The following is a 16,007-nucleotide window of genomic DNA, read 5'->3' on the forward strand; positions in this document are numbered from 1 at the left end:
TAAAATTAAAAATGATTAATAATACATTTGGATTATCTCAGTTTGCTATTAGGCTGAGAGGTAAATGATATGGATAAAGTTAGCACTGGTTTAAGTATTATTTTGCCGGTATATAATGATGCAGCAGCAATAAATCGCTTTTTGCCTGAACTGTTTGTTTTTACCAATCGGCAGCAACAGAACTGTGAAATTATTTTAGTAGATGATGGTAGTAAAGATCATCTGACCACATTATTTGAAACGTTTCGACAGCAATTACCAAGTAATACAGCATTGAGGCTGATACAATTTTCGCGTAATTTTGGTAAGGAAGCTGCACTTACAGCCGGATTAGCGCAATCTCAGGGTGAACTGGTTACCATGATGGATGCTGACGGACAGCATCCGGTTTCAGTGCTGGAACAAATGCTTGAATTAATTCAGACCAATAATGTGGATGTGGTGGCTGCCGTACAGGCTTCACGTGAACATGAAGGCTTATTAACCCGGATATTGAAAAATGGCTTTTACCATTTTATGCAGGATACTCACCGGTATGAGCTGACACCTAATGCCGGTGATTTCAGACTGATGAAACGTCGTGTTGTAGAAGCTTTACTCAAGTTACCTGAGCGGCAACGGTTTATGAAAGGGTTGTATGCATGGGTAGGATTTTCTACCATCTATATTCCTTTTCAAGCATCTGAACGGCAGGCAGGCAAGAGTAAATTTAATTATTTCAGCCTGTTTGAGCTGGCTTTAATAGGTATTACTTCGTTTTCTCAGCGTCCATTACGCTGGATTTCCAGAATGGGAATGATTATTTCATTCCTGTCGATTGTCTATGGATTGTATATCGTTGCTGATACGCTGTTTTTTGGTAAAGACCTTGCTGGCTGGCCGACACTGGCAGCCGGAATTATGTTTTCTGCCGGGATACAGCTCGTTTGTCTTGGTGTAATTGGCGAATATATCGGTCGTATTTATGAAGAAGTAAAACAGCGACCGCTTTATCTGGTAGACAAAGTGTGGGACAGTCGCGAAAAATAATGAAATCTGTATCTGCACAGGGCATATGGTTTACTCTGGTAGGAGGAGCAGCTGCTGCTATGCATTTTTTATGTTTGGTGGTGTTAGTTCAATATACTCACTTTTTACCGGTTTTGGCCAACCCTCTGGCATTTCTGTGTGCTTTTGTTATCAGTTTTACCGGTCATTATTACCTTACATTCAGTCTGACGCGACATACATGGTTTCAGGCTCTCTGGCGCTGGTTTTTCAGCTCTATAACCGGTTTTATAATAAACCAGATTTTATTTATGGCAGGTATACACTGGTTTGGAAATCAGGCCTATTGGTGGTTATGGTTTATTGTTACGCTAATAGTGACAGTTTTATCTTTTATACTGGGTAAATTCTGGGCATTTAATGAAAAGGCACACAATGAAACCAGTAATGATTAATGTAGATGATCTGGGTTTATCTGCAGCTGTAAATGAAGCCGTACTTCGTCTATCTGAGATGGGACGCATACAGGCAAGCAGCTTTATGAGTCTGGGCACCATTGCTTCAGATGAAGTTGCAGAATTGAAAAAGCAGAATACTGATATCGGTTTGCATCTGGATTTTACCGGATTTGCCGGGTTGGGTACCCTGAAACAGGTACTAATTAAATCTTACCTGCATGCATGGCCGGAAAAAATTTTGCAGGATATTATTAATCGCCAGCTGGATGCTTTTGAAGATAAAATTGGTGACATACCTGTTTTTATCGATGGCCATCAGCATGTACATCAGTTCCCACAGATACGCTCTGTACTACTAAATATAATATTGCAGCGTTATGGAAATACAATAGCAGTACGCAGTACAAAAACTTCTCAGAAAGATATCAAGGCAAAATTAATTCATACCCTTGGTGGTCATGCTCTCGACAGCGCTTTAGATGCGGCTAATATTACGCACAATCATTTCTTTGCAGGTATCTATAACTTTAACGCCAATTTAAAAATTTTACAGCATAAATGGAATAACTGGTTTAGCATGCCTGCTGAACATTCATTGTTGATAATGTGCCATCCGGCAGTATCTTCAGAGCACTGGAATGATGAAATTAAAAATGCGCGTGAATACGAATGGCAATGGTTACAAAGTGAAGAATTTGCGCAATGCTGGCTGCAACATCATTGTTATGGCGTTAACTGGCATAATTTTAAACAATAGCTTTATTTTATACGCTAAAAAAAGTAATACATAATAATGAACTTAATCACGAAGATTTACAGTATACTTGCATTTTTTAGCCGTAGTCATTAGAAAATCAGTCAGCACGTTTACGATTTATCAAGTACACTATCTGTATTGCATTACATCTGGATCATTGGAAATCAGATCGCAGCGAGTATTTAAGGATCGTTATGATCATATTTGAAAATATAAAAAAAACTTACATCAAAAATAAACAGCAGGTTCATGCCCTGAATGATATTAACCTTACAGTTGATACAGGTGATATCTATGGACTGATCGGGTGGAGTGGCGCAGGTAAAAGCAGTTTAATTCGTCTGGTTAACCAGCTGGAAAAACCAACATCCGGTACGGTTACCGTAGACGGAGTAGATTTAAACAAACTGGATGCCAAGGCTCAGCGTGAGCATAAGAAAAAAATCGGCATGATTTTTCAGCATTTTAATTTACTGGAATCTAAAACGGTTGCTCAGAATATTGCAATTCCATTGGTTTTACAGGGATTAAAACGTGATGAAATAGACCGCAGAGTCGATGCTATGTTGTCGTATGTTGATCTGGCAGGTAAAAAGCAAAGTTATCCCAGCCAGTTATCCGGTGGTCAAAAACAGCGTGTCGGGATTGCCCGTGCTCTGATTACAGAACCAACAATATTATTATGTGATGAGGCTACTTCCGCATTAGACCCTCAGACTACTTTATCTATTCTGAAACTATTAAAACAAATTAACAGCGAACGCAATATCACTATTTTACTGGTTACTCATGAAATGGAAGTGATTAGCTCCATTTGTAATAAAGTAGCGGTGATGGAAAAGGGGCAGGTAATTGAGAAAGGAACTGTACTTGATATTTTTTCCGCCCCTCAGCAAGAGACAACGAAAAAATTTGTCAGCACAGTAATCAATGCAAAAATACCCGAAGCAGTGTTGGATAGTCTGGTTGAACAGGAAAATATATTTAGGTTGGAATTTTTAGGTAATTCAGCCAGAGAACCAGTGGTTAATGAGCTTATTTTAAAACAACTGGTGGAAATTAACATACTTTTTGCCAATATGCGCGAAATAGGCGGAGTAGTGCTGGGAAGTATGTTTATCCAGATGAATGGTATTGAGACAGATGTAGAAAAAGCGTTGGCATTTTTGCAGGACAGAGGCGTTCGAGTGGAAAGAGGTGGTGTATGAATCAGTGGTTAGATACCTCATTAACTGCTGACCAGTTTGGTACGGCAATATTGCAAACTTTTAATATGGTCAGTATCTCATTTGTTCTGGGATCGATACTGGGAACGGCCTTAGGTGTACTGTTATTGCTTACCCGTCAGGGAGGCGTATGGCCAAAGCCGATACTATATAATTTACTCAATATAATTATTAATATTATTCGCTCATTACCTTTTATCATTTTGCTGATTTGTGTGTTACCGATAGCCAGTCTTGCTATCCATACATCTATTGGTACCAAGGCAATGATCATACCGTTGATTATTTTTGTTTCGCCTTATATTGCCCGGTTAATTGAAAATTCCTTATTAAGCGTACCGGCAGGTATTATCGAAGCAGCTCAATCAATGGGCGCAACCAATTTTCAGATTATTCGCTATTTTATTTTACCTGAAGCTATGCCCTCTATTTTGCTGGCCTTAACCACAGCTCTTATCGGATTAATTGATGCTACAGCTATGTCTGGTACAGTTGGTGGCGGAGGCATCGGTGATTTAGCTGTTAATTACGGATATCAGCGATTTGATTATGTAATTATGATTGTTACAGTTGTCGTTCTGGTATTAATTGTTCAAATTATTCAGACCTTGGGTAACTGGCTCGCAGCTAAGGCCAAAAAAAATTAACTTTCTATTTATTAAAAACGGCTTATTTTAAGCCGTTTTTAATGTCTGCATGTATATAAATTTCTTATCTTTGGTTATAAGCAGTCAGTCTTTTAATATTCATATGCAATGATTAGACTACCCAGCTATATTATATTTTTTCCATAAGCCAATTAATCTTTAATTCACATAAATAAAACGTACTTGCTGTTATGTGAATTAAAAATATGAAATTGACTATCATCGGAGCCAATAGCATGAAGTTTTTTAAGCAAATTATTCTTTTAATTACTGCCTGTCTGGTACTGGGAGCCTGTCAGCAGGATAAAACCAGTAATAAACAGATTATTGTCGGCACTTCACCCGGCCCCTATAGCCAGCTTTTTCTTGATGCAGTAAAACCTATTCTGGAAAAACAGGGATATCAAATTAAACAAATTGATTTTTCTGATTTAATGCAGGCTGATATCGCTTTACAGCAAGGCAGTATTGACGTAAATGTTGATCAGCATACTGCTTATATGGATGCATTTAATCAGAATAAAAAAGCCAATCTGATTGCTTTAACTCATATTCCTACTGTGCCAACAGCAATTTATTCTAAACGCCATACAAACTTGCAGGCAATAAAAAAGGGAAGTGCTATTGCAGTACCAAACGATCCGGCAAATGCTGCACGAGCCTATCGTCTTCTGGCAAAAGCTGGCTGGATTACCCTTAAACCTTCAACCAATCCGGGCATGATCTCTAAAAATGATATCAAGACAAATCCTTATGAATTGAATATCACTGAGCTGGATCCGGGTAATATTCCACGTACTTTATCAGATTTTGATTATTCAGTTATACCGGGAAGCAGGGCATACGCAGCCAAAATTAACCCCGATCTTGCCCTGTTACAGGAAGATATTATTCCTTCATTTGAGTTAGTTGTAGCGGTAAGAGCCGATAATGCACCAAAAGCATGGGCACAGGCTGTGAAATCAGCTTATAGCTCAGCAGAATTCAAACAGCATATGCAAACACACAATACTAAAAATTACTGGTATGTGCCGAAAGAAAATAACTGAAACAGATGTACAGTTGTAAAAAAACTGCCTTTAGACAAAAGGCAGTTTTAATTAAGTGCAGTGAATTAAAACTTATGCTGCAAAGCGTTTTTCTACTTCATTCCAGTTAACGATTTCCCAGAAATTACTTAAGTAATTCGGACGGCTGTTACGATAGTCAATATAATATGCATGTTCCCAGACATCGCATGTCAGCAAAGGAGTGTTGTCAGTGGTCAGAGGTGTGGCTGCATTACTTGTAGAAACCAGGTCAAGATTACCGTCCGGTGTTTTTACCAGCCAGGCCCAGCCTGAACCAAAAGTACCTGCAGCTACTTTGTCGAACGCTTCTTTGAATGCATTAAAATTGCCCCATTTCGCATTGATAGCGTTAGCTAGAGCACCATTTTCAGTTAATGCCGCACCTTTAGGTGTAAAGCCAAACCAGTAAAATGTATGATTCCAGGTTTGAGCTGCATTATTAAATAACCCGCCCGAAGATTTTCTGACAATTTCTTCCAAAGGCATATTCTCAAACTCTGTTCCCTTAATTTGGTTATTCATATTGGTGATATAGGTCTGATGATGTTTGCCATAATGATATTCCAATGTTTCTTTTGAAATATGTGGTGCCAGCGCATCAAGGGAGTATGGTAGTACTGGTAATTTATGTTCCATGGTTGAGATTCCTTCTGATAGAGTGAGTATTGCGTATTTTGCAGTGAGCTCAATGTAGAGTTATATAAGATATATTTGCAAATATATAGAACATTTAACTCACTTTAAACCATTATATGGTTCGTTAATATTGTAATACACAGCTCTTATTACCCGCAAATAAGCAGTCACTTAATGGTAAAATTAAAAAAGTTGTTAAAAAAGTCAGAAGACATGGAAGAAAACGATATCAGTGCAGATGAAACAAATCAGTTAGCTATGCCGCCGCATTCGATGGAAGCAGAACAGTCGGTTTTAGGCGGGCTGATGCTCGAAAACAGTGCATGGGACAGAATTGCAGATTTAATTGATGAAGACGACTTCTATCGTCATGAGCATCGCCTTATATTCAGAGCAATTAAAGCATTAGTAGAGCTCTCACGTCCGGCGGATGTGATAACAGTACAGGAAGAGCTGCAAAAAAGAGAAGAGCTTGAACCGGCCGGTGGTCTGGAATATTTAATAACGCTGGCACAAAATACCCCTTCAGCAGCAAATATCCGGCGTTATGGAGAAATTGTTCGTGAACGTTCCATAATGCGCCAGCTGGCTCAAGTAGGAACACAAATTGCCCGTTCGGCTTATAGTCCTCAGGGAAAAGATGCAGCACAAATGCTGGATGAAGCCGAAAACAGCGTTTTTCAGATTGCTGAATCAACTGCACGATCAAAACAGGGTTTCCTGACAATGCCGGTGCTGCTAAAAGAAGTTGTGGCACGAATTGACTACTTGTATTCGCGTGATAACAAAAACGATGTAACTGGTGTTTCAACCGGTTTTATTGATCTCGATAAAAAGACATCAGGTCTGCAACCGGGAGATCTGATTATTGTTGCAGGTCGTCCGTCTATGGGTAAAACGGCTTTTTCACTAAATATTGCAGAGCATGTCGCTATTGCAGAAAAATTACCGGTAGCTGTTTTTTCAATGGAAATGGGTGGTGCTCAACTGGTATTGCGAATGCTTGGTTCAGTAGGCCGTGTCGATCAGAGTGTTCTGAAAACCGGACAATTGCAGGATGAGCATTGGGGTAAACTCAATGATGCAGTAGTTAAGCTCACAGATGCCCCAATGTTTATTGATGAAACCCCCGGATTAACAGCGCTGGAAGTGCGTGCCCGCGCTCGCAGACTGGCACGTCAGCAAGGCGGTAAACTGGGATTAATTGTACTGGATTATCTGCAATTAATGTCTGGTTCAGGCCGCTCAGACAACCGTGCTTCTGAGCTGGGTGAGATTTCACGATCTTTAAAATCATTGGCTAAAGAACTTCAGGTTCCTATAATTGCTTTGTCACAACTATCCCGTACGGTGGAGCAACGTACCGATAAACGACCTATGATGTCAGATTTACGTGAATCTGGAGCTATCGAACAGGATGCTGATCTTATTATGTTTATGTATCGTGATGAATACTATCATCCAGACAGTCAGTTTAAAGGATTGGCAGAATGTATTATTGGTAAACACCGTAATGGTCCAACCGGAAAAGTTCATCTTACCTTTCAGGGGCAGTTTACTAAATTTGATAATGCGGCCATGCCTGATGGTTATTTTGATGAATAAAAATCACTTATTTATTATATTAGTAGTCTAAATCATATGTTTTGATGTAAAATTAATTTAAAATAAGTGTATATTAACTTGTGTCCGGCTTATTAGAATTAAGGTTAGAAAATGGCTTCATCTAAACCAACAAATGCTGGTTTTACTTTAATTGAATTGTTAATTGTCATTGCTATTACTGCCATACTGGCTGCAATAGCATTACCGGCTATGAACAGATTGGTTGCATCACACAGGACAAATAACCGAGCAGATCAGATGCTTGCAATGTTTCAGTTTGCAAGAGCTGAAGCTATTCGTACTAACAAACCTGTATTAATTTGTCCTACTGTAATCAGAAATGGTACAGGTACATCTAATGGATGTAGTGAATTTCAGAAATATGCCGAAGGGAAGGGATGGGATGGCTTTCTTGCATTTAATGATAACGATTTAGATGGAACATTTACAACAAGCACTGATACATCTGTGCGAACTGTTGCGATAAATCAGAACACGGATAAAATCAAAGTAAAACTTAACTGGGGAGTATGTAAAAATAATACAAATAATTGTACCGATACAATTACAGATTCAGATATGCTGGCATTTATGCCAAATGGACAATTCGGTCTAGGTTATGGTGCTGATTCTACTAAATGGACAATAGGGACTTCCAATGTAGCTATAGAAATATTTGATGCCGATTACAAAGATATTAAACGTCGCATTGTTATATCACCTAGCGGCAGACCTGTATCATGTTATGGTAATTCTAAAAATGGTTCTGTTTCTGCTTCTACACTTTGTATTGCAAGCCTAAAATAGAGTATATCAAGGAATTATATGGATAAGTATATGTACCGGTATATTTCAGTCAGGATATTATATTCATCAAATAAATTTCAGCGTCAGAATGGATCTACAATCATTGAAGCTATTGTGGCCATGTTTGTCTTGTCATTTGGTGTACTTGCATTAATGCTGGCTCAGATCACTGCAGTTCATACATCTGTAAATGCAGCGAATCAAGGAGAGGTAACCAGAGCAGTACAAAATTACATTGAACTGATGAATTCTCAACCAAAAATTTCTTTAGAAGTAACAGAAGATGCAGCAAAAAATAAGATATTTACTTTGAAAAAGGATTTTTCAGATTTTAATAATAAAAATTGTTCAACTCTCCTCAATATTAATTTAACAAATGCTAAGGTAAACAGCTGTGTAATTACAGATGGTCAGATTACTGTAACCTGGTGGGGGCAGATTCTTAATAAGGATGATGATAACAATGATGATAACAATTTAAAGGATAAAAATCTATTTTCGTATTCCCTGACTGCAGGTCAGTCATGAACACAACAGACAAAAATACAAAGATTGATCCAATAATGAAAATAGTTAAAATCACTAATTTAAAACAAATTCCACGCCGGCAGCAAGGATTCAGTCTGGTCGAACTGATGGTGGCATCTGCAATCAGCATAATTGTTTTATTGGCTGCCAGCTCTACATTTTTAACAACGTATAAATTAAAAGAACAGGTTAAAACACGTATTAGTTATGAACAAGATGTGCGTAATGCAGCAAATGTAATTCGTAGCGATATGCGGCAGTTGGCTGATTTTAGTTGTATGAATCCCCCATCGACATCCCAATTAAACTCTATATTCGAAAATGCATTTAGTGTGAAAAATAAACAGTTTTTATCAACTGATTTACCAACCGCATCTTCTAGTATTGCTGTAAAACCAGTAACAGGCAGTAAGCCTTTAGTGTTAACTTATGTAAGTGATAAATTAGTCAATAGTATTTTGTCTTCGAAATGTCAAACTAATATAGATGATGAAGACATAAGTGGTGCGGTTTATATAGTTGGAACTACAAATTTGGATCCAGATCCGGGATTTTATCGAATAAATTATTCTAATAAAACATTTAGCGCCCCACAACTGGTAGTAAGAAATGTCACTGCTGTAAATTATCATTTTGATTATGATAATCATACTGCAAATGATTGCCCCAGTGCTGCCAGTGCTGCCGGCAGCAAACTCCCTCCGCCTTTGAAAGCCAATGTAACACGTACAACTAATCTTAATTTCAAGTATGAAAAGCCACCTGTTTTAATTGGAGTAACCCTAACAGTAAGACCTAATGGAACAAATGATAATACAACTATCAATTATGAAATTAATGCCTCTGTACGACAAGGTGAAGTTTGTGTAAGTAGCAAAATTTAATTTTATAGACCAATTACTCTGGAAATCGTTGCAGACATGAAAATTAAAAATAAAACCTTACAATCCAGTCAGTCTGGTTTTGCATTATTTTTAGTGCTGATTATGATGATAGTTATTGCTTTTCTTGTAGTAGTAACTATGCAAAGTACATCGATGGATACGCGAACCAGCGCTAATGATAGCGATCATCAGCTTGCATTTCAAAACGCACAGCTTGGTCTGGCTGATGCTGAAAAGAAAATTAGTGAGTGGCCTGGTTTAAAGACAGCACAGCAATTTAACTGTGATTGCAAAGCAGGATTATGTGCAGCAAAAGGAATAGATCCGGCAAAAGTAAACAGCAAAATAGCTAAAGTTGAATCTTGTACTGATTTAAAGGAAGTTTGGAAACGGTCTGGAGTATTTACAGATATAAAAAATAGTGATCCATCATTCAAATATCCAGATAATCCAGATAAAAAGGCCAAGTACCGTTATGTAATTGAATATTTAGGGCCTGATACTAAAGCAGGAGTAGGGTATTATATATTCCGAATTACTGCAAAAGGCTGGGGACAAAATGCTTCAACTTCAAGTATTATTGAAGAAACTATTCAAGCTGCTTTATATGATTATTAATATAAAGATTTATATCTGGAAAAATGCATGAAAAAATATCAAAATGGTTTCTCTTTGATTGAGCTAATGGTGGTAATTGCAATTATGGGGATTTTGACTGCCTTAGCTATACCGGTTTATAGTAGCTATATTGAGAAAGCAGATTTAACAGATGCTACTACCACACTAGCCAATATCAATCAGGATATAGCACAAACAAAACTAAAACTATTTAATAGAAATTTACTAAAAGATGATCTCGATTCATCAATTAAGAATCAATTGACCAAAAATGGTAATGTAGACAAAAAATATGAAATTGGAGTTACATGTAGTACAACTGATGATTGCACAAAATTTCGTTTATATGCAGAACCCAAAAATGGTGTCCATTTAAAAAAATCAGTTTGGATGAGTAATGACTCTAGTACTTACATTTGTAATACAAAATCTGTAAAAAGTATTACAGATCCATCTCAAAATTCTTTGTGTAGCAGGCAATAAGCATTTTTATATCGTATTAATATATTTTATTTTATGATGGTATTAAGTAAAATCTGAATTCATGTAATTGATTTATTCAAAATAATATTTAATTCAAATAGTTATCTATCAAGTACTAATTTTATAGTTTTAACGCAAACAATTATTAATCCAGTTTTGTCTTTGCTGCTGATTTAAAACTTGCAAAAACTCATATTGTACTTTTAATTCATCTATATCTTGTTGTATACGAGGCATATAATAGTTCAACACATAGCGTTTTGCTTCAGTTTCATCAAATTTTGGTTTCATCAGAATCTGTGTTAATTGCTCACTTTTACGTTTATTGTTTGCGGTATGCTGCAAATTAGTGTCCTGATTTCGTTTGTACTGCATTCTGATAAGCCTAAGCCTTGTTTTTTGCATTTGAGTTAATTCAAGCTTGCGTAAGTCACAATTAATCTGACCCGAGGCAAAAGTAGAAAAAGTAAATGTTAATAAGACAAAACCGGCACAATAGCGGGTCATTTTTTGCCAGTATGAAAATATCATTTTGTTCTCCCTTTGATTTCTATCAGTTATTATGAGTATACTTCAATAGCAGTCAAACACATATAATGGTAGTAAACTTGCGTAAATAATATAATTTATTATAGATAATGTTTTAATATGAATAAGTTAACGAAACCGGATTTTTATATTGCTCCTAGTATTTTATCAGCAGATCTTGCCTGTTTGGGCAATGAAATTACTTCCGTAATTAACAGTGGAGCAGACTGGATTCACTTTGATGTTATGGATAATCATTATGTGCCAAATCTTACGTTTGGTCCTATGGTTTGTCAGGCAATAAAACCATATGCTTCTGTTCCCATTGATGTACATTTAATGGTAGAACCAGTTGATGAAATGATTAATGCTTTTGCAAAAGCCGGTGCGGATATTATTACTTTTCATCCCGAAGCAAGTAAGCATGTAGATAGAAGCTTAAATCTAATAAAGACAGCTGGATGTCAGGCAGGGGTGGTATTAAATCCGGCTTCTCCAATAAGCTTATTGGAAGAAGTATTAGATAAAGTAGATGTCATATTACTGATGTCGGTTAATCCAGGTTTTGGTGGACAGAATTTTATTCCATCCACACTGAAAAAAATTCGTAAGGTTAGGGCAATAATTGATGAATATGCCTATCAAAGTAAAAGATTTATCCGATTAGAAGTAGACGGTGGAATCAAAATTGATAATATTGCTCAGATAGCAGCAGCAGGAGCTGACACATTTGTTGCAGGTTCTGCAATTTTTGGTCATAACGATTATTTTAAACAGATTTCTGCTATGCGTGCACAATTAGCTGAAATAAAATAAATTAGTTATTTAGCATTTAATTAATATGTTACTATTTTGATATATTCTGTCCTAAAAATAAAGTTTTTATTGTTAATTTTTAAAAAGGTAGCCTGATAAATTTCAGACTACCTTTTATTATTAATCCTGATATTTCAAATAGAGTATTCCATTAATGAGCTTCATCCCAATTATGCCCATATCCGACATCAGCAATTAATGGAACTTTTAATTTAGCCGCATTTGCCATTAATTGAGGCAAATGTGTTTGTACAGATGACAACTCATATTCAGGTACCTGTAATACAAGCTCATCATGTACCTGCATAATCAATCTGGTTTGCATTTTTTCCTGATTAAGCCATTTATATACAGCAATCATGGCTCGTTTAATTAAATCAGATGCCGTCCCTTGCATCGGAGCATTTATAGCAGCTCTGAATGCTCCGGCGCGTTCGTTAGCATTTGTGCTTTTTAAACCAGGCAGATAAAGACGACGTCCGAATAAGGTTTCTACATACCCATGCTGTAATGCTTGTTCTTTAGTTTTTTCCATATATTCGTGTACACCCGGATATCTGTTAAAGTAACGTGATATAAAGTGTTGCGCAGCCTGCAATTCAATTCCTAATGATTTGGCCAGGCCATATTCACTCATACCATAGATTAAACCAAAGTTAATGGTTTTAGCATAACGGCGTTGTTCTGAGGTTATTTGTTCCTGATTTGTCACAAAAATTTCTGCTGCGGTACGCTTATGAATGTCCTCATCATGCTGAAAGGCATCAATTAAGGTAGAATCATTAGAAAGATGAGCCATAATCCTTAGCTCAATCTGAGAGTAATCCGCAGAAACAATAAACTGGTCGGGTGGGGCGATAAAACTTTTACGAATACGCCGTCCTTCTTCAGTACGTACCGGAATATTCTGTAAATTTGGATTATTACTGGCCAGACGACCTGTAATAGCGACAGCCTGAGCATAGGTAGTATGTACACGACCGGTATTCGGATTAATTAGTTGCGGTAATTTATCTGTATAAGTGGATTTTAATTTAGCCAGACTACGTGTTTGTAAAATAAGCTTGGGTAGGGGATAATCTGCTGCAAGCTTTTCCAGCACGGTTTCATTGGTAGAAATACCTCCGGATGAAGTTTTTTTCAGGCCGGAAGTAGGAATTCCCATTTTTTCAAACAGAATAGCTTGAAGCTGTTTGGGTGAGTTTAAATTAAAAGGCTGTCCTGCCAGTTGATATGCCTGTTCTTCGAGTCGAACCAATTCAGTACCAAGCTCATGGCTTTGCTGAGCCAGTTCCTGACGATCTATTAGCACTCCGGTACGCTCCATGTTATAGAGTATGTTCTCTACAGGGATTTCGAGATTACGATATAACTCAAGTTGCGCTATATCCATTTGTTTTTTTAGTAAAATTTCAAGGCGAAAACAAACATCCGCATCCTCTGCTGCGTAATTAACGGCATCTTCAAGCGCGACATCAGCAAAACTGATTTGTTTTGCTCCTTTGCCACATAAATCTTCATAATGAATAGTTTGCCAGTTCAGATGACGAAGTGCCAATTCATCTAGACCATGGCCTAAATGGCTTTCAATTATATAAGAAGCCAGCATTGAGTCACCGGTAATTCCCTGTAAGTTAATCTTATAGTTAGCCAGAACATGTTGATCATATTTAATATTTTGACCAATTTTTTCGGGTAGATCTGCTTCCAGATAAGGTTTCAGGGTAGCAAGCACAGTTTCAATAGGTAATTGTTCACTGATTACTGCCGGGCTGTGTCCGACAGGTATATAAAATGCTGTTCCTGGTTCTAAAGCAATACTGATACCGACAAGATGCGCATTCATCGCATCCAGGCTATCTGTTTCTGTATCCAGAGCAATAACTTTAGCGTTGTCTAATTGTTGTTGTAATTTATTTAATTGTTCAATTGTGGTAATAGCTGAATAGTTTTTGGGTATATTTCTGATTTGTTCAGTTTCTGCTGTATTTTCTATAATTTTAGTATCAGTACTATCATCGGTTTCAATATCACTAAACAGATCATTAGCAGGCTGAGAAGTTTCATTCATATTCTCGTGACAATGGTTTTGTGCTTCTTTTAACCAGCTTTTGAAACCAAGTTGCTTGAATTGTGAAATTAATTCTGCCCAATTCGGAGTTTTTCGTTGTAAATTTTCAATTCCATGCGGTAACTCATGACGTAAATCTACATCAGTTTTAATAGTAATTAATTGATAGGACAGGGGCAATTTTGCTAATGCAATTCTGAGATTTTCACCAACCTTACCTTTAATTTCATTAGCATGTTCAATAATATTTTGTAATGAACCATATTCCTGAAGCCATTTAACCGCTGTTTTAGGACCACATTTTTCGACACCGGGTACATTATCAACTTTATCACCAATCAGACTAAGATAGTCTATTATCTGGTGCGGTTTTACGCCAAATTTATTAATTACACCTTCTATATCAAGCTTTTCATTGTTCATGGTATTGACAAGCGTAATTTGGCTGTTAACCAGCTGAGCCATGTCTTTATCACCAGTAGAAATAATAACCTGATAACCGGCTTGTTCTGCCGAATGAGCTAACGTACCAATTACATCATCAGCCTCAACACCTTTAACAGATAAGACCGGCCAGCCCATTAATTTCACTAATTCTGGTAAAGCTTCAGCTTGTGGTCTAAGTTCTTCCGGCATCGGCGGACGATTAGCTTTATATTCTGGATAAAGCTGATGGCGAAAATTTTCGCCTTTAGCATCAAATATACAACAAGCATAATCATGTGGTGTATCTAAGCGCAAACGCCGTAACATATTTAGTACGCCATATAAAGCGCCTGTTGGCATACCTGTTGGACTGGTTAATGGCGCAAGAGCATGAAATGCCCGATATAAATAAGATGAACCGTCTACCAGTAATAGTTTTTTTTGCATAATTATTCCAGAAATATCAGTTCTTACTTACACATCCATTATTAGAAGCAAGAAACAGATGTTAGATATAAAGCCTCAATTAATTTGTATTTTACGATAAAAAATATCATCAGTAATTTAAAACTATGATTGAATTAGCCAAGCATTATTGAAAATAGCTTTTAATAGATTTAATTTCGCAAACTATGTAATTTAGTTAAGTATTGCTTACTATTTAAACTGTAAATACAAAGTATTAAATATTATTCTTAAAAAAGCGTTGCACTGTAGTTTTTATGTGTTTAGTTGCTTTTATTTTTTGTTGCTTAGCCTGAAATCTGAAAATGTTGAACAAATTGTAAATAAAATCTTTTTTGGTGCTAACATATTAATTCTTGAGAAACGAAATTTCAGATGCATGTTGAATTAGTTTTTCAATACCAAAATTTATTTTTACAGATAGTTTATTTTGTTTGTCATTATTTTTGCCTATTTTAAATCTATGGCATAATAAAACGAAAATATATAAGCATTTTTTTAAATACTTTATATAAATTTATAATATAATGATAATGCGAGAAATAATTGGAAATTATGTCTGGGCCTATTAGCAGATAATAATTTTATAATGGATTAAATTTTAATTGAATTATGATTAAAAAAGAAAAATTTCCTCTGATGATAATCTAATTTGTATTAGCTCAGATTTGAGATGATTCCTCGTGACTAAGTTCCTTCAAATAGATAGCTATTGTGCCAATAGCAGATGTTTTAAGGTTCCCAAGTAATTTTCAGTTTTAGTTATGGCTTATGATTTAGCATTGATAGAAATAACCAAAAATAGCTTAATATCTACTTCAGCAACATTTATGCACGCAGCCTCACTAAAAGAATAATGGCAGTAATAATAAATCTATCCTCTCTTTATCCAAAAACTCTTGTTTTAACAAAAATTAATCATTTACTGAGTTTGATTTAATAGCTGGTTGTATTTAAACAGCTTTAGTAAATACATGTTATCTCCGAAATTATCA

At 36.3% G+C, this 16,007-nt stretch carries 16 protein-coding genes; 13 read left to right on the forward strand and 3 right to left on the reverse strand.

Translation table 11 applies throughout. The annotated features are described in order from the left end of the window. The first annotated feature begins 69 nt into the window (after positions 1–69). The 6 genes from H3V01_RS03705 to H3V01_RS03730 all read left to right on the forward strand — a co-directional run bounded on the left by H3V01_RS03705 (position 70) and on the right by H3V01_RS03730 (position 5,124). Entirely contained in the window at positions 70–1,029 is a 960-nt protein-coding gene (locus tag H3V01_RS03705; protein WP_198186024.1) for a glycosyltransferase family 2 protein, read from the forward strand. After that, on the forward strand, positions 1,029–1,442 hold the full coding sequence (locus tag H3V01_RS03710; RefSeq protein ID WP_198186025.1) for a GtrA family protein: 414 nt from the start codon (positions 1,029–1,031) through the stop codon (positions 1,440–1,442). The genes H3V01_RS03705 and H3V01_RS03710 overlap by 1 nt, the downstream gene beginning before the upstream one ends. After that, complete coding sequence (locus H3V01_RS03715) at positions 1,423–2,202, forward strand: ChbG/HpnK family deacetylase (RefSeq protein WP_198186026.1); 780 nt, start codon at positions 1,423–1,425, stop codon at positions 2,200–2,202. The genes H3V01_RS03710 and H3V01_RS03715 overlap by 20 nt, the downstream gene beginning before the upstream one ends. 194 nt (positions 2,203–2,396) lie before the next feature. Further along, positions 2,397–3,410, forward strand: coding sequence for a methionine ABC transporter ATP-binding protein (locus H3V01_RS03720; RefSeq protein ID WP_084551895.1), 1,014 nt, complete (start codon positions 2,397–2,399; stop codon positions 3,408–3,410). Continuing rightward, entirely contained in the window at positions 3,407–4,075 is a 669-nt protein-coding gene (locus H3V01_RS03725; protein WP_025330668.1) for a methionine ABC transporter permease, read from the forward strand. Before H3V01_RS03720 ends, H3V01_RS03725 begins: the two co-directional genes overlap by 4 nt. Before the next feature lie 236 nt (positions 4,076–4,311). Further along, the gene (locus H3V01_RS03730; RefSeq protein ID WP_198186027.1) at positions 4,312–5,124 is read left to right on the forward strand and encodes a MetQ/NlpA family ABC transporter substrate-binding protein; all 813 of its coding nucleotides are present in this window, start codon (positions 4,312–4,314) and stop codon (positions 5,122–5,124) included. A gap of 72 nt (positions 5,125–5,196) precedes the next feature. On the opposite strand, the gene H3V01_RS03735 is transcribed toward H3V01_RS03730, so the two are convergent. Continuing rightward, the gene (locus tag H3V01_RS03735) at positions 5,197–5,781 is read right to left on the reverse strand and encodes a superoxide dismutase (RefSeq protein ID WP_025330670.1); all 585 of its coding nucleotides are present in this window, start codon (positions 5,779–5,781) and stop codon (positions 5,197–5,199) included. A gap of 213 nt (positions 5,782–5,994) precedes the next feature. On the opposite strand from H3V01_RS03735, the gene dnaB reads away from it, so the two are divergent. The 6 genes from dnaB to H3V01_RS03765 all read left to right on the forward strand — a co-directional run bounded on the left by dnaB (position 5,995) and on the right by H3V01_RS03765 (position 10,706). Beyond that, on the forward strand, positions 5,995–7,386 hold the full coding sequence (gene dnaB / locus H3V01_RS03740; protein WP_037393315.1) for a replicative DNA helicase: 1,392 nt from the start codon (positions 5,995–5,997) through the stop codon (positions 7,384–7,386). Between the two features lie 111 nt (positions 7,387–7,497). Beyond that, complete coding sequence (locus H3V01_RS03745) at positions 7,498–8,193, forward strand: GspH/FimT family pseudopilin (protein WP_025330672.1); 696 nt, start codon at positions 7,498–7,500, stop codon at positions 8,191–8,193. Between the two features lie 18 nt (positions 8,194–8,211). Beyond that, positions 8,212–8,721 carry a type IV pilus modification PilV family protein gene (locus H3V01_RS03750; protein ID WP_096765796.1) on the forward strand — a complete coding sequence of 170 codons (510 nt, stop codon included), beginning with the start codon at positions 8,212–8,214 and terminating at the stop codon, positions 8,719–8,721. After that, on the forward strand, positions 8,718–9,605 hold the full coding sequence (locus H3V01_RS03755; protein WP_025330674.1) for a PilW family protein: 888 nt from the start codon (positions 8,718–8,720) through the stop codon (positions 9,603–9,605). Before H3V01_RS03750 ends, H3V01_RS03755 begins: the two co-directional genes overlap by 4 nt. Before the next feature lie 36 nt (positions 9,606–9,641). Continuing rightward, positions 9,642–10,223 (forward strand): pilus assembly PilX family protein, encoded by a 582-nt coding sequence (locus H3V01_RS03760; protein WP_025330675.1) that lies wholly within the window; start codon positions 9,642–9,644, stop codon positions 10,221–10,223. 27 nt (positions 10,224–10,250) lie between these two features. Next, positions 10,251–10,706 (forward strand): type IV pilin protein, encoded by a 456-nt coding sequence (locus H3V01_RS03765; RefSeq protein ID WP_025330676.1) that lies wholly within the window; start codon positions 10,251–10,253, stop codon positions 10,704–10,706. A gap of 129 nt (positions 10,707–10,835) precedes the next feature. Here the strand turns inward: H3V01_RS03765 and H3V01_RS03770 are convergent, their stop codons facing one another. Beyond that, positions 10,836–11,237 carry a Spy/CpxP family protein refolding chaperone gene (locus H3V01_RS03770; protein ID WP_084551903.1) on the reverse strand — a complete coding sequence of 134 codons (402 nt, stop codon included), beginning with the start codon at positions 11,235–11,237 and terminating at the stop codon, positions 10,836–10,838. Positions 11,238–11,354: 117 nt separating this feature from the next. On the opposite strand from H3V01_RS03770, the gene rpe reads away from it, so the two are divergent. Beyond that, positions 11,355–12,050: a ribulose-phosphate 3-epimerase gene (gene rpe / locus H3V01_RS03775; RefSeq protein WP_198186028.1), complete on the forward strand. Its 696-nt coding sequence runs from the start codon at positions 11,355–11,357 to the stop codon at positions 12,048–12,050. Between the two features lie 151 nt (positions 12,051–12,201). Here rpe and polA read toward each other — a convergent pair whose 3' ends face one another. Continuing rightward, entirely contained in the window at positions 12,202–14,994 is a 2,793-nt protein-coding gene (gene polA, locus H3V01_RS03780; protein ID WP_198186029.1) for a DNA polymerase I, read from the reverse strand. Positions 14,995–16,007: the final 1,013 nt, after the last annotated feature.

Origin of the sequence: Snodgrassella sp. M0351 (assembly GCF_016100575.1) — a bacterium.
GTDB classification, from domain to species: domain Bacteria; phylum Pseudomonadota; class Gammaproteobacteria; order Burkholderiales; family Neisseriaceae; genus Snodgrassella; species Snodgrassella alvi.